The organism is Variovorax sp. dw_954, from assembly GCF_018449755.1.
In the GTDB taxonomy this organism is placed as follows: Bacteria; Pseudomonadota; Gammaproteobacteria; order Burkholderiales; family Burkholderiaceae_C; genus Variovorax.
The window spans coordinates 11,882-26,185 of the sequence record NZ_JAAVVD010000011.1 but is presented as its reverse complement, the minus strand read 5'-3'; the positions used below and the strand labels follow the sequence as shown (position 1 = coordinate 26,185).

The following is a 14,304-nucleotide window of genomic DNA, read 5'->3' as shown; positions in this document are numbered from 1 at the left end:
ATGCCTTGCTTTGCGCGAGTGTAGTTTCAACCCACATGGCGATTGCGAAAGCTCGCGTTGCCGAGCCCGGTTCCGATGGTCAGGACGGCCCACTTGTGGACGTCCTGCATGAAAGGCAGTTCACTCAGGCCCTGCACGACTGCGTCGTTGTGCAGCATCACCGTGGTCGCTCGCCCGTCGATCGCCGGGATCTTCTCCTGCACGTGGCTCGGCAGGTGGAAGGTCTCGCGCTCCCAGTCGCCCGGGAGGTTCTGCGCCCCGCGCGCGATCGAGCCGTCGGCGCGGATCAGCCCCGGGCAGCCGATGCCGATGAACGGCGCCAGCCGCACGCCCTTGCGCCGCGCCCGCCGCATGTTGCGCTCGAGCATCCCGACGATGCCGGCGAGCAGGTCCTTCTGCTTTGGGTCGTCGTCCGCGTGGCGCCACTTGTCGAACCTGATCACCCTGGCCTTCGACAGGTCGACCGCCTTGCCCAGCCGCGGCTTCACGATGCCGCAACGCACATTGGTGCCGCCGATGTCGACGGCCAGGATGGCGTCGTAGTCGGCCAGCATCTCAGGCGGCGCGAGGTGCAGCCAGCCGAGCAGTCCGCCGTGGTCGGGCTCATGGCGCAGGCGCGCAAGCTCGACCTTGGTGCCTTCGATGTGCAGCATCGACGCGGCCTGCAGGATCGCCCGCTCACCCACGTCGCTTTCGGGAAAGCCGCCGCCGACCACGATGCGCCGCACGCCAGCCCAGGGCTTCTGCCGCAGGTGCCGGCGGATCACATGCGCCAGTTCCACTGCAAATTCCTCGATCGCGCCCTGCACGATGTCCGCGGCGGCATCGTCGGACTTGCTGTGCAGCTTCTTGTCGATCTCCGCCTTGCTCAATGCGGCTGAAGCTTGCGTGCCGAGCGGGTCGTCGCCGCCGCGCGTGACGCGCTTGCGCCACTTGTCGAGCAGTTCCCGGAACGCCGTCTGGCTTGCGTTGTCGCCGACGAAGCCCTCGGCGTCGCGCAGCGCGAGGCTGTAGCTCTGCACCACGACCGAAGGCAACTCCATCGCTCCATGCGCGGGCGCCGAAGCGGCCGATGGCGTTTCCGAAGCAGTGCGGCGCGTTGTTTTTTTCATGGGCTTCGCAATATGCACGCAGGTGGCGCGGCACCGCATCGGTGCGCCCCGCCGCGCCGTGTAGGAAGGACGCCTGAATCGCGCCGAATCTATACACTGCCCCGATGCCACACTGGATGACGTCGATCCGAACATGGCGCGCCGTCGCGCTGGGCTGGGGCCTGGTGTGCCTTGCACTGATGGCCGTGCACGCACAGGACGCGGACACGCTTCGCGTCGGCTCCAAGCGCTTCACCGAGTCGTACATCCTGGCCGAAGTCATCGCGCAGACCGCGGCGCCGGAGTTGAAGCAGCCGCCCGTGGTGCGGCAGGGCCTGGGCAACACGGCCATCGTCTACGAGGCGCTGCGCTCCGGCGGAATCGACCTGTATGCCGAATACACCGGCACCATCGCGCTGGAGATCCTGCAGCACACCGGCCCGATGACGCGCGAGGAAATGAACGCCGCGCTCGCACCCAAGGGCCTGGGGGTGGGCGTGCCGCTCGGCTTCAACGACGGTTATGCATTGGCGATGCGCGCGGCGGAAGCGGACCGGCTGGGCATCAAGTCGCTCAGCGACCTGGCCAGGCACCCGGACCTGAAGCTCGGCCTGTCAAACGAATTCATCGGGCGCGCCGATGGCTGGAAGGGCCTGGCCGCGCGCTATGCCCTCATGCAGCAGCCCACCGGCCTGGACCACGGACTGGCCTACGACGCGATCACCGCGAAGCAGATCGACGTGATGGACATCTACACGACCGACGCCAAGATCGACCACCTGGGCCTGCGCGTGCTGCAGGACGACAAGCAGTACTTTCCGCGCTACGACGCCGTGCTGCTCTACAAGCTCGACCTGCCGCAGCGGCTGCCGCAGGCCTGGGCCGCGTTGCAGAAACTCGAAGGCCGCATCGACGAGCGCGCCATGATCGCCATGAATGCGCGGGCCGAGTTGCAGAGCGTGCCCTTCGACGTCATTGCCAGGGACTTCATCGCGGGCAGCGCGAAGACCGGCGCACCGGATGCGCAACGCGGCTGGGTGGCCAAGCTGTTCGGCCCGGACCTCGGGCGGTTGGCACGCCAGCATCTGCTGCTGGTGGCGGTGTCGGTGGGTTGCGCGATCCTGATCGCGGTGCCGCTGGGCGTGCTGGTGTTTCCGCATGCGCGCGTGCGCGCCGTGGTGCTGGGCGCGACCGGCCTGCTGCAGACGGTGCCCTCGCTGGCCTTGCTGGCCTTGCTGATCTCGTGGATGGGCGCGATCGGCACGGCGCCGGCGCTGGTCGCGCTCACGCTGTACGCGCTGCTGCCGATCATGCGCAACACCGTGACTGGCCTGACCGAAGTGCCCGCCGGCCTGCGCCAGGCCGGCACCGCGCTGGGCATGACGCATTCGCAAAGCATGCGCATCGTGCTGCTGCCGCTCGCACTGCCGACCATCATCGCGGGGGTACGCACCGCGACCACCATCGCCATCGGCACCGCGACCATCGCGGCCTTCATCGGCGCAGGTGGCTTCGGCGAGCGCATCGTGACCGGGCTGGCGTTGAACGACAGCGGGTTGCTGGTCGCAGGGGCGGTGCCGGCCGCGGCGCTGGCGTTGCTCAGCGAGATCGTGTTCGAGGCCGTCGAACACTTGCTGCGGCGCAAGGCCTGAAGCGCATCGTTCCTGCCTGGGCGAGCCCCGTGGGGGCACAGCCCCCTATTCCCTTTGCGTTACCGCGCATGGCGGATAGACGCAAGCAAGGCGCACGAACAAACTTTCCCCGCGATGCGATGGCGTTGTGCTTTTGCGCGTTGACCCGACCGTGCATGAGGAGTGGCAATGAACAAGGATTGCTGGGCCACCTCAAGGCTGCTCCCGCTGGTCTTGTGCGCCCTGTTTGTTGCCGGCTGCTCGAAGAACGAACCCGAGGCCGGCACCGTGCTGGACGAAGCGATGCTCGCGAAACGCGACGCCAAGTCCTTCCCGCATGCCGACGAGGACTACTTCAAGGACATGGATGGCGGCATCGCGCTCTCACCCGAAGAAATCAAGGGTCGCAACATGTGGCTGGTCTGGAGCGGCGGCAACGACCGCCTCTGGAACAAGATGACCGACTACACCTACGGCGCGTTCGACCTCCTGAAGATCATCAGCTCGCATCCGACCCAGGGCTATTCGCGCGTCAACCGCTGGGAGTACTTCGGCCTGGTGAACGAGCCTTGCTTCAACAAGGCCACCGGCCCCGATCCGGCCCGGCGCGGCCTGTGGCTCGACGTGCGGGACAAGGGTTGCGCACCCGACCCCTTCGAGAACGAAACCAAGTACCCCGGCGTGGCCGTCGGCTCACGCGGCAAGCCGCTCGGCGACGGCACCACGCAAGCTGTGGGGTCCTACTACGGCTATGCCACCGGCATCGCCGGCCTGCGGCTCTTCCCCAACCCCGCCTTCGACGAGAAGGCCGCCAAGGAATGGGACGCGGAGAAGTACTACACCAAGCCCGAGTACTACAACCGCGCCGACCTGGTGCGCCCCTATCGCGTGGGCATGTCCTGCGGCTTCTGCCACCTCGGGCCGAGCCCGGTGAAGCCGCCGGCGGATGCCAACAACCCGAAGTGGGAGAACCTCAGTTCCTCCGTCGGCGCGCAGTACATGTGGGTGGACCGCCTCTTCATCCACAACTCGAACATGCCCGAAGGCCGCAAGAACTTCATGTACCAGCTGGCCCACACCTTCAGGCCGGGCTCGATGGACACCTCGCTGATTTCCACCGACAGCATCAACAACCCGCGCACCATGAACGCGGTGTATGACTTCCCCGACCGCATGGGCGTCGCCAAGCGCCTCGGCCAGGAGAAGCTGACCGGCGGCGAACGCGACAACAAGCAGTTCAACGACTTCCTCGACAGCGGCCCGTTGACCGAGTTCTATTCGAAGGCTGACCAGACCGTGAAGACGCCGCACGTGCTGAAGGATGGCGCCGATTCGGTGGGCCTGCTCGGCGCGCTCAACCGCGTGTACCTGAACATCGGCCTGTTCAGCGAGGAGTGGCTGCTGCATTTCAATCCGGTGGTCGGCGGCAAGACCATCACGCCCATCAAGATCGCCGATGCCCAGAAGAACTCCAGCTACTGGCAGGCGACCGAACTGGGCACGCCCAACACCGCCTTGTTCTTCCTGAAGGCCGCCAGGCCCGACCACCTGAAGGACGCACCCGGCGGCGACAAGTACCTCGCCGCCGATACAGCCACGCTTGAAAAAGGCAAGGTCGCCTTTGCCGACACCTGCGCGCGTTGCCACTCGAGCAAGGCGCCGCCGGTGGCGGTGGACGTCTCGCCGGCCCAGTGCGCCGGCCCCGGCTACCTCGACTGCTTCAAGAAGTACTGGGCGTGGACGCAGACCGAGGACTACAAGGCGAAGATGCGCGCCATCGTGCAGGCGCCGGACTTCCTGGAGAACAACTACCTCTCGACCGAGGTGCGCATACCCGCCACCTTGCTGCGCACCAACGTGTGCAGCCCGCTCGCCACCAATGCCTTGGCCGGCAACATCTGGGACAACTTCTCGTCGAGCACCTACAAGTCGCTGCCCTCGATCGGCACCGTCACGGTCGCCGACCCCTTCACCGGAGAAGCGCGGCCCTACGTGATGCCGGCCGGCGGACGCGGCTACACCCGTGTGCCATCCCTCATCAGCATCTGGTCGACCGCGCCCTTCCTGCTCAACAATTCGGTCGGGCCCTTCGACATCAACCCGTCGGTGGAGGCGCGCATGAAGGTGTTCGACGCATCGATCGAACAGATGCTGTGGCCCGAGAAGCGCGAGCGCGACTCCGAACTCGGCATCAAGGTCAACGGCGTCATCGACCGCACCACCGAGCGCAGCAGCGTGACCATCCCGGTCGGCTTCGTGCCGGACGCCCTGCAGCCGCTGCAAGGCACGCTGCACCGCTGGCTGCCGGCGCTGGTCTCCAGCGGCGGCGACGTGGAGCTAGGCCCCATCCCCAAGGGCATGCCGATCAGCCTGCTGGCCAACCTGCGCCTGCGCTCCGAAGACCCTGGCCTCGCCGAACAGGCCGAGCACGCGGCCAAGCTCGGCAAGCTCGCGCTCAAGATGAAGGGCGACCTGCTCTCGGCGCCGGCCAACGCCACCGACGAGGACCTGCGCAAGCACTTCGCCGACCTGCGCGAGCCCTTGCTGGAACTGAGCAAGTGCCCCGACTTCGTGGTCAACCGCGGCCACTACTTCGGCACGGCCGAGTTCAACAACCAGGCCGGCCTGAGCGGCGACGAACGCTCCTTCGGCGAGGAGCCCGTGTTGAGTGAGGACGACAAGCGAGCGCTCATTGCCTTCCTCAAGACCTTCTGACACGTGCGCCCACAACCGCACATGACCGATGAACAGGCGTCTGAGTGGGACTACGTGATCGTGGGCTCCGGTGCGGGCGGGGGCGTGCTGGCGGCGCGCCTGGCCGAGTCCGGCATGCGCGTGTTCGTGCTCGAGGCCGGCGGCGATCCGCGCGCCGAGGGCGAGCGCCTGCCCGACGACTACGACGTACCGGCCTTCCATGCCTTCGCCTGCGAGAACCCCGCGCTGGCCTGGAACTTCCACGTGCGCCACTACGCGGATGAGCAACGCCAGGCGCGGGACCCCAAGTACCGCGCCGGCCAGGGCGTGCTCTATCCGCGCGCCGCGGCGCTGGGTGGCTGTACGGTGCACAACGCCATGATCTTCATGCCACCGCACGATTCCGACTGGGACGACATCGCGCGGCTCACCGGCGACGTGTCCTGGCAGGCCTCGCGCATGCGGCGCTATGCGCAGCGGATCGAGAACTGCCGGCACCGGCCGGTGTGGCGCGCCATCCGCCACCTCGGCATCGATCCAACGGGCCACGGCTGGAGCGGCTGGCTGCGCACGGAGAAGGCGATGCCGCTGTCGGTGCTGCACGACGACGGCCTGATGCGCGCGCTGCGCGACACCATCGGCGGCTTCGTCCGCCACCTGCCGACGCCGCTCGCGAGCGCATGGCACTGGATGCGCGGCGGCTGGGGCGACCCCAATTCGCGGCGCGCTTCCGGCGACAGCTTCGAAGGCCTCTGCTACACGCCGCTGGCCACCGCGCGCCATCGCCGCTACGGCGTGCGCGAACGGCTGCGCGACGTGGCCCGGCGTTGCCCCGACAACCTGCATGTCGAGTTGCACGCGCTGGCCACGCGCGTGCTCTTCGACGCCCAGGGCGGCGCCATGGGCATCGAATACCGCAAGGGCGCGCACCTCTACCGCGCCCATCCGGAGCCCAGCGAATCGAAGGGCGAAGTGCGGCAGGTGTTCGCACGGCGCGAGGTCATCCTGTGCGGCGGCGCCTTCAACACGCCGCAACTGCTGATGCTCTCGGGCATCGGGCCCACGGAGGAATTGCAGGCGCACGGCATCGAAACGCGGGTGGACCTGCAGGGCGTGGGCCGCAACCTGCAGGACCGCTACGAGGTCGCGGTGACGCACGAAATCCGCCAGCCCTGGCAGGTGCTCCAGGGCGCACGGTGGACGAAGGACGATCCGCTGTGGCAGCGCTGGAAGTCATCGGGCGACGGCATGTACAGCTCCAACGGCGCGGCCATCGGCATGGTGACGCGCAGCGAGCGCGCAGGCAACGAGCCCGACATCTTCTGCATGGCACTGCTGGCCCGCTTCGAGGGCTACTTCCCCAAGTTCTCCGACCTCATCCGCGACGAGCCGGACCGCCTCACCTGGGCCATCCTCAAGGGCCACACGCGCAACCGCGCCGGCCGCGTGCGGTTGCGCTCGGCCGACCCGCGCGACACGCCGGAGGTGAACTTCCACTACTTCGACGAAGGCGACGAGGACGATGCCGACGACGACCTCAGCGCCGTGGTGCAGGCCATCCGCTCGGTGCGCGAGCTGACGGCGCCGCTGCATGCGAGCGGGCTCGTCACGAAGGAGTGCCTGCCGGGCGCCGACTGCGAAAGCGACGAGGCACTCGCGCAATACGTGCGCGACACCGCGTGGGGCCACCATGCATCGTGTTCCTGCCCCATCGGGGAGCGCGACAAGGGCGGCGTGCTCGACAGCACCCTGTCGGTGCATGGCGTGTCGCGGCTGCGGGTGGTGGATGCCTCGGCCTTTCCGAGGATTCCCGGCTTCTTCATCGCCGCGGCGATCTACATGCTGGCCGAGAAGGCGGCCGACATGCTATTGGCCACCGCCACGCAGACACCTCTTTCGACAAATTGACGGCCTCCCGCGACCGGTCGACACTGCTTTCCGGCTGCTCAACTCCAGAGGAGAAGACCCATGGCATACGACGTTCCGCAACTGCTCGGCATGACCCAGCAGCAACTCGACGACCTGTTCAAGGCCAGCCCTCCCGGCGACATCCCCAACGGCGAGGCGAAAGGCACCGCCATCGTCGCGCCGGGCACGAAGTTCTCCGACAGCATCGCGCAGATCATCAATGTGTTCGGCTGGCAGGGAAAGATCTTCGACGCGCAGAAGGGCGTGCTCAAGAACAAGATCTCGGCCTTTGGCGTGCACGCGATCGTCGCCAGGGTCTACAAGGACAAGAGCTGGCTCGACGACAAGGAATGCATCGTGCTCGACTACTCCGAGACCTCGTTCGTGGCCAGCCGGATACGCGACGAGATCCGTCTCATCGGGCCGAACTTCTACCTCGGCAAGGTGTATTGGGACAAGGACCGGCTGATCGACTTCTGCCTGCAGTTCTGAACACGTCCAGGAAACCCGGGCGCCGCGGTGACCCCTCAATCGCCCTTCACGGTACTGGCCGCGGTCGCTGCCGGCCGCGAAGGCGCGTTGCGCGCATTGCTCGACGGAATGAACGTGGCGGGCAAGGCCGGCACGGCCGATCCGGCGAACGGCGTGCTGCCCTTCGGCCTCTTCAACAAGCTGCACTACGCGCGCTTCGCGCTGCTGGACGATTCGACACTCGCCGACTTCGATCTCTTCGGCCTGCCCCGCCCGCAGGCACCGCCGCTGTACCTCGTGTTCCTGGGCGTATGCGATGGAGCGGCCGATGCGCAGCTGGCCGAATTCGCGCACTTCGCCGGCCGCGGCCTGTCACGCATCTTCTCGCACTGCGAAGGCTTCAACACCTCGACCGACCTGCTGACATGGATGAAGTCGCACGACGTGCATGTAGACACGCACTACGTCAACCGCATCGGCCGCACCGTGCGCCAGGTGCGGGAGGAAAGCGCACTGCAGAAGGCGCTCTCGGCCCGCGTGCCGCGCGGCGCAGCGCACGGCACGGTCTCCGACCCGCAGGTGCTGCGGCAGGCGCTGCTCGACTTCGTGAAGGATGAACAGGCCGCCGGCGGCCTGGCGCTGACCGAACCCGAATCCACGCCGCCGGGCTGGGACCTGCGCAACGCCATCCACTTCGTCATGATCCCGCTGATGCTGTTGCCGCTGCTGCTCGTGCTCCCTTTCGCGCTCGTCATCCTGCGCAGGCAGGAGAAGACCGACCCGGAGCATTGCCCCCGACCGGACGCTGCCGCCGTGCGCGCGATGCAGGGGCTGGAAGACCACGACCTGACCAACAGCTTCACCGCGCTGGGCGCCGTCAAGCCGGGGTGGTTTCGCCGCGCGCTGGTGCCGGTGATCCTGCTGCTCATCGACTATGCGGCGCGGCATTTCTTCGGCAAGGGACACCTGGCGCGCATCCAGACCATCCACTTCGCGCGCTGGGTGTTCATCGACGACCGGCGGCGCGTGCTGTTCGCGAGCGACTACGACGGCAGCCACGAGAGCTACATGGACGACTTCGTCAACAAGGCGGCGTGGGGCCTGAACCTGGTCTTCAGCAACGGCTTCGGCTGGCCGCGCACCGAGTGGCTCGTCTTCGGCGGCGCGCGGCACGAGCAACGCTTCAAGCACTACCAGCGCCGCCATCAGCTGCCGACACAGGTCTGGTATCGCGCCTACCCCGGCCTCACGCTCGGCGACCTGGAGCGCAACCGGCGCATCCGGGCGGGCGTCGATGCGGATCGCATGAATGACGCGCAGGCGTTGGCCTGGCTGAGGTTGCTATGAGCCAGGAACTCGTCGACCTCGACGACATCCAGGGCCTTGTCGCGTTCGGCTACGGCAAGCTGAAGGAGGCCTGCTTCCTCCTGCTCAACGTGCGCGACGCCGCCGCGGCGCGCGCCTGGCTTTCGGAATGCCAGGTGAACAACGCGGTGAAGCCGAAGTCGGCGCCATGCACCGCGCTGCAGGTGGCGCTGAGTTGCCGCGGCCTCTGCGCCCTCGGCGTGCCCAAGGACATCGTGCAAGACTTTTCGCCGGAGTTCGTCGCCGGAATGAGCAGCGACGAAAGCCGGGCACGGCGGCTCGGCGACGTCGGAGAGAACGATCCCGCGCGCTGGCAGTGGGGCAACACGCCCCAGGTCGTCCCGCATGTGGTCGTGCTGCTGTATGCGACAGAGGGCAGGCTGGCCGCGTGGCAGGACGAGGTGCTTGCGGGATGCCAGGCCGGCTTCACGCTGGTGAAGCGTCTCTCCACCACCGACATGGGCGGCCGCGAGCCCTTCGGCTTCAAGGATGGCATTTCCGAGCCCAACATCGACTGGGAGCGCGAACGCCCCGCCGTCGACCAGGAACTGCGCGACTACACCAACATCGCATGCCTCGGCGAATTCGTGCTGGGCTATCCCAACGAATACGGCGAATACACCGAGCGCCCCCTCTTCGATCCACAGCGCCACCCCGATGCCGACCTCCCGCGCGCCGAGGACCAGCCCGACATGGCCGACCTCGGCCGCAACGGCAGCTACCTCGTGCTGCGCCAGCTGCGGCAGGACGTCGGCCGCTTCTGGCAATTCGTCGACGGCGTCGCGCATGGCGACGTTGCCGCGCGCACGCACCTGGCGGAGGCCATGGTCGGCCGCAGCATCGACGGCGACCCGCTGATCCCCACCGGCGAACCCATCGCCGGCGAAGACGACCCGCGCAACACCTTCACCTACCGCGGCGACGAGGAAGGCCTGCATTGCCCCGTCGGTGCCCACATCCGTCGCAGCAACCCGCGCAATGCCGACCTGCCGCCGGGCACCAGGGGCTTCATCTCGTGGGCCATCCGCACGCTGGGCTGCGATGCCGACGCACTGGCCAATGACCACGTCTCGTCGACGCGCTTCCACCGCCTGCTGCGGCGCGGACGCGAATACGGCACGAAGCTCACGCTGCAACAGGCGCTGGCCGCGCCCCTCGACACGGCGCACGGAGACCATGAGCACGACGGCACCGGCCTGCACTTCATCTGCCTGGCCGCGAACATCACGCGCCAGTTCGAGTTCGTGCAGGGCGCCTGGCTCGCAGGCGTGCGCTTCGACAGCTTGCATGGCGAAAGCGATCCCTTGCTGGGCAACCGCCAACCCGACCCTGCCGGCGCACCCACCGACAGCTTCTCGATCCCGGTGGCCAACGGCTGCGACCGGCGCGTGACCGGACTGCCGCAGTTCATCACCGTGCTCGGCGGCGGCTACTTCTTCATGCCCGGCATCCGTGCCCTTCGATTCCTGTCAAAGGTGCAGCCATGAACCCCAACCCACCCGGCACGACCCGGCCGAACGCCGACTCCAACACCAGCCATCCGCAACCGCGCTCCAGCACCGGCGTGGCCTGGCGCGATATCGTCGCCGACACGGGCATGGCGCTGATTCGCCTGGAGCGCCGCTTCGACCCCTTCGTGCGACCTGTCTTCGATGCGCTGCTGAAGGATCCGCTGGCGCGCCTGGCCACCGCGCTGATCAACGGCAAGCGCGTCGACGAGCACCTGAAGATCGCCGAGGAACGCCTGCTGGTCGACGAGGAGGCCTGGACCGACTCGATCGTCCAGAGCTTCACCCAGCAGATGACCGACCTGTGGAAGCCCGGCGGCTTCGAGCGCGGCGGCAACACCAAGACGCAGGGCATCGTGCGCGGCGAATTCACCGTGCACGACAACCTGCCGGAGCACATGCGCCGCGGCATCTATGCGAAGCCGCAGACCTTCAAGGCCTGGGTGCGCTTCTCGGGGCCGGGCCCCTACATCACGCCAGACATCGACGACGTCGGATTCATGAGCATCAGCATCAAGCTCATGGGCGTGGAGGGGCCGAAGCTGCTGGAGGAAGAGAAGCACACGCTCGACATGTTCGGCGTGTCGACCCCGACCTTCGTCACGCCCGATGCCAAGGCCAATGCGGCGCTGCAGAAGTGGAGCGTGAAGAACGCGCAGGTCTTCTACTTCGTCAACCTGCACGACTCGCACGTGCTCGACCTGGTCATGCAGTCGCTGTACATCAAGACGCAGTCGAGCCCCTTCGAGGCGCCCTACTTCAGTTGCGTGCCCTACCTCATGGGCGAGGGCCAGGCGATGGTGTATTCGGTGTGGCCCACGTCGAACAGGAAGACGCGCATTCCGCGCCTGCCGTTCCGTCCGCCCGACGACTACCTGCGCAATGCCATGGTGTCGGCACTGTCGGAAGGCGATGTCGAACTGGAAGTGCGCATGCAGATGCAGACCGACCCGCACCTGATGCCCATCGAGAACGCCGGCGTGCTGTGGCCCGAGAAGCTGTCGCCCCGCATCCCGGTCGCGACGCTGCGCCTGCCCAAGCAGACCTTCAATTCGCCCGACCAGATGGCATTTGCGAAGCGGCTTTCCTACAACCCGTGGCACACGATTGCGGAGCACCGGCCGCTGGGCAACCAGAGCCGGGCGCGCAAGCGGATGTATTGGGAGCTATCGCAACTGCGGCACCGGATGAACGACGTGCCGCACTACGAGCCGGACGGGGACGAACGCTTCGACTGATCCCGCCCCGTCAGCCCTTCGGCGCCGGAAACGCCAGCTTGCCCGCGGAGCCCATCACTTCCATCGCTTCCGCGACGGTGTAGAGCTGACCGGTCTGGATGCTGCGCACGTGTCCGGGGAGGGTGGCCGCGACGGCGACGGTCGCGGCGACCTTCGCATCCGCTACTTCGTAGATGATGATCCCGTCGTGCTCGCCTGCCATGTAGTACATGCTGACCAGCTTGCCACCCAGCTTTTCCAGCAGCGCCCTGATCGGTACGCTGCGGTCCTCCGGGTTCTTGCACAGTTTTTGCCAAGCCTCGGCGCTGTAGCTGAAATGCGAGATGAATGTCGGCATGCCCCGCTCCGTTCTTGTGAATCGAGGCTCGGCCGGATCCGCGCAGGATTGCCGGACGAGGCCTTGCCTCTTCTGGTCGGGGCCGTTTTTGTACTCCTTCGGCGGCGAAAAGCAACGCAGCCGGCACAAGGCTCAGAGCGAGGCTTGCCGGCCTGTGAACGCACTGGGCACGCGCAAGTCGCCGGCCGTCGGAAGGATCTGGCCCTGGATCTGGAGCGACTTCAGTCCCGGAAACATGGCGCGCAAGGCGTCTGCATTTGCCACCCGCTTGTACGACCACGGGATGGTCCCTCCGTCACTGCGATCTTGCTGGTGCAGTTCGACGACGAAGGCCCTGGCTGGCGATGACTGTGCCTGCGCAGCGGGCATGGCGACCCACAAGACCAGCGCAAGCGCGAAGGCCTGCATCATGCAAGCGGGAAGATTGATCTGGGAAAACACGGCAACTCCTGGGGCGAGCGAAACGTCGCCATGCGGGAATTGTGTTTTTTACGTGCGATTACCTCGAGGAACAAAGGCACGGATGCCGGTGTGTGCCCGCCTTCCGCCGACGCAGCAGACCTTGCCGCGTCGGCGCGCGGCGCTTTCACGCCGCATTGCCGAAATGTCCTACGCCAGCGTATACGCCGTCTTCACCGTGGTGAAGAATTCCTGCGCGTACTTGCCCTGTTCGCGCGGACCATAGCTCGAACCCTTGCGGCCGCCGAAGGGCACGTGGTAGTCGACGCCCGCCGTCGGCAGGTTGACCATCACCATGCCGGCCTGGCTGTGGCGCTTGAAGTGCGTGGCGTACTTCAGGCTCGTCGTCGCAATGCCGGCGGACAGGCCGAACTCGGTGTCGTTGGCGGTGAACAGCGCTTCTTCGTAGTCCTTGACCTTGATGACGCTCGCCACCGGGCCGAAGATTTCTTCCTTGTTGATGCGCATCGACGCGATCGATTCGCTGAACAACGCGGGCGACATGTAGTAGCCCTCGGTGCCGAGCTTCAGGCGCTCGCCGCCTGCTGCGAGCGTGGCGCCTTCGCCCTTGCCGATGGCGATGTATTCCAGGTCCTGGTCGAGTTGCGACTGGCTCGACACCGGGCCGATGTCCGTGCCGGCGGCCAACGCATCGCCCACCTTGATCTTCGCCATGCGTTCCTGCATCGCGGCGATGAACTTCGGGTAGATGCCTTCGGTGACGATCAGGCGGCTCGATGCTGTGCAGCGCTGGCCGGTCGAATAGAAGGCGCTCTGCACGCTGAGCTCGACGGCTTGCGCGAGGTCGGCGTCATCGAGGATGACCTGCGGGTTCTTGCCGCCCATCTCCAGTTGCACCTTCTTGTGGTTGGTGACGCACTGGATCGCGATGTTGCGGCCCACGCCCACCGAGCCGGTGAAGCTGATCGCATGGATGCCGGGATGGTTCACGAGCGCATTGCCGATGACGCTGCCGCGGCCCATCACCAGGTTGAACACGCCGGCCGGAATGCCCGAGCGGCTGACGATCTCGGCCAGGGCCCAGGAGGAACCCGGCACCAGGTCGGCCGGCTTCAGCACCACGCAATTGCCGAAGGCCAGTGCGGGCGCGATCTTCCACGCGGGAATCGCGATGGGGAAGTTCCACGGCGTGATCAGGCCGACGACGCCGACCGGCTCGCGTGTGATCTCGACGCCGATGTTCGGGCGCACCGAAGGCAGCGTCTCGCCCGACAGGCGCAGGCACTCACCCGCGAAGAACTTGAAGATCTGGCCGGCGCGCGTGGCTTCGCCGATGCCCTCCGCCTTGGTCTTGCCTTCTTCGCGCGACAGCAGCGTGCCAAGCTCTTCTCGCCGCGCGAGGATCTCGGTGCCGATCTTGTCGAGCGCATCGGAGCGGGCCTGGATGCTGCCTGTGGCCCATGCCGGGAAGGCGGCGGTGGCGGCGGCCACGGCGGCTTCGACGTGCGTGGCGTCGCCCTGCGCGTACTCGGCGATCGTGTCGCCCAGGTTCGACGGGTTCAGGTTCGGGCTGTAGGCATTGCCCGGGGTCCACTGGCCGCCGATGAGGTTGTCGTGTTGTTGCATGTCAGGATGTCCTTG

The 14,304-nt window shown here is 66.9% G+C and carries 11 protein-coding genes; 7 read left to right on the top strand and 4 right to left on the bottom strand.

The window, feature by feature from the left end; translation table 11 throughout:
- Positions 1 to 26 precede the first annotated feature (26 nt).
- Complete coding sequence (locus HB681_RS17950; RefSeq protein WP_213956227.1) at positions 27 to 1,112, bottom strand: ROK family protein; 1,086 nt, start codon at positions 1,110 to 1,112, stop codon at positions 27 to 29.
- A gap of 179 nt (positions 1,113 to 1,291) precedes the next feature.
- On the opposite strand from HB681_RS17950, the gene HB681_RS17945 reads away from it, so the two are divergent.
- From HB681_RS17945 to HB681_RS17915, 7 genes are all read left to right on the top strand, one after another.
- The gene (locus HB681_RS17945) at positions 1,292 to 2,743 is read left to right on the top strand and encodes a glycine betaine ABC transporter substrate-binding protein (protein ID WP_256354096.1); all 1,452 of its coding nucleotides are present in this window, start codon (positions 1,292 to 1,294) and stop codon (positions 2,741 to 2,743) included.
- Between the two features lie 168 nt (positions 2,744 to 2,911).
- Positions 2,912 to 5,437, top strand: a complete 2,526-nt coding sequence (locus tag HB681_RS17940; protein ID WP_213956226.1) for a hypothetical protein — start codon at positions 2,912 to 2,914, stop codon at positions 5,435 to 5,437.
- A 21-nt stretch (positions 5,438 to 5,458) separates the two neighbouring features.
- Positions 5,459 to 7,324, top strand: coding sequence for a GMC family oxidoreductase (locus HB681_RS17935; protein ID WP_213956225.1), 1,866 nt, complete (start codon positions 5,459 to 5,461; stop codon positions 7,322 to 7,324).
- A gap of 60 nt (positions 7,325 to 7,384) precedes the next feature.
- Positions 7,385 to 7,816, top strand: coding sequence for a hypothetical protein (locus tag HB681_RS17930; protein ID WP_213956224.1), 432 nt, complete (start codon positions 7,385 to 7,387; stop codon positions 7,814 to 7,816).
- A 27-nt stretch (positions 7,817 to 7,843) separates the two neighbouring features.
- Positions 7,844 to 9,142, top strand: a complete 1,299-nt coding sequence (locus HB681_RS17925) for a hypothetical protein (RefSeq protein WP_213956223.1) — start codon at positions 7,844 to 7,846, stop codon at positions 9,140 to 9,142.
- A complete protein-coding gene (locus tag HB681_RS17920) occupies positions 9,139 to 10,647 on the top strand; it encodes a hypothetical protein (protein ID WP_213956222.1) in 1,509 nt (502 codons plus the stop codon). The genes HB681_RS17925 and HB681_RS17920 overlap by 4 nt, the downstream gene beginning before the upstream one ends.
- Positions 10,644 to 11,906 carry a catalase family protein gene (locus HB681_RS17915; protein ID WP_213956221.1) on the top strand — a complete coding sequence of 421 codons (1,263 nt, stop codon included), beginning with the start codon at positions 10,644 to 10,646 and terminating at the stop codon, positions 11,904 to 11,906. Before HB681_RS17920 ends, HB681_RS17915 begins: the two co-directional genes overlap by 4 nt.
- Before the next feature lie 10 nt (positions 11,907 to 11,916).
- On the opposite strand, the gene HB681_RS17910 is transcribed toward HB681_RS17915, so the two are convergent.
- From HB681_RS17910 to HB681_RS17900, 3 genes are all read right to left on the bottom strand, one after another.
- Positions 11,917 to 12,243: a GYD domain-containing protein gene (locus HB681_RS17910; RefSeq protein ID WP_213956220.1), complete on the bottom strand. Its 327-nt coding sequence runs from the start codon at positions 12,241 to 12,243 to the stop codon at positions 11,917 to 11,919.
- A 132-nt stretch (positions 12,244 to 12,375) separates the two neighbouring features.
- Positions 12,376 to 12,684 (bottom strand): hypothetical protein, encoded by a 309-nt coding sequence (locus HB681_RS17905; RefSeq protein ID WP_213956219.1) that lies wholly within the window; start codon positions 12,682 to 12,684, stop codon positions 12,376 to 12,378.
- A 168-nt stretch (positions 12,685 to 12,852) separates the two neighbouring features.
- Positions 12,853 to 14,289 carry an aldehyde dehydrogenase family protein gene (locus HB681_RS17900; RefSeq protein ID WP_213956218.1) on the bottom strand — a complete coding sequence of 479 codons (1,437 nt, stop codon included), beginning with the start codon at positions 14,287 to 14,289 and terminating at the stop codon, positions 12,853 to 12,855.
- Positions 14,290 to 14,304: the final 15 nt, after the last annotated feature.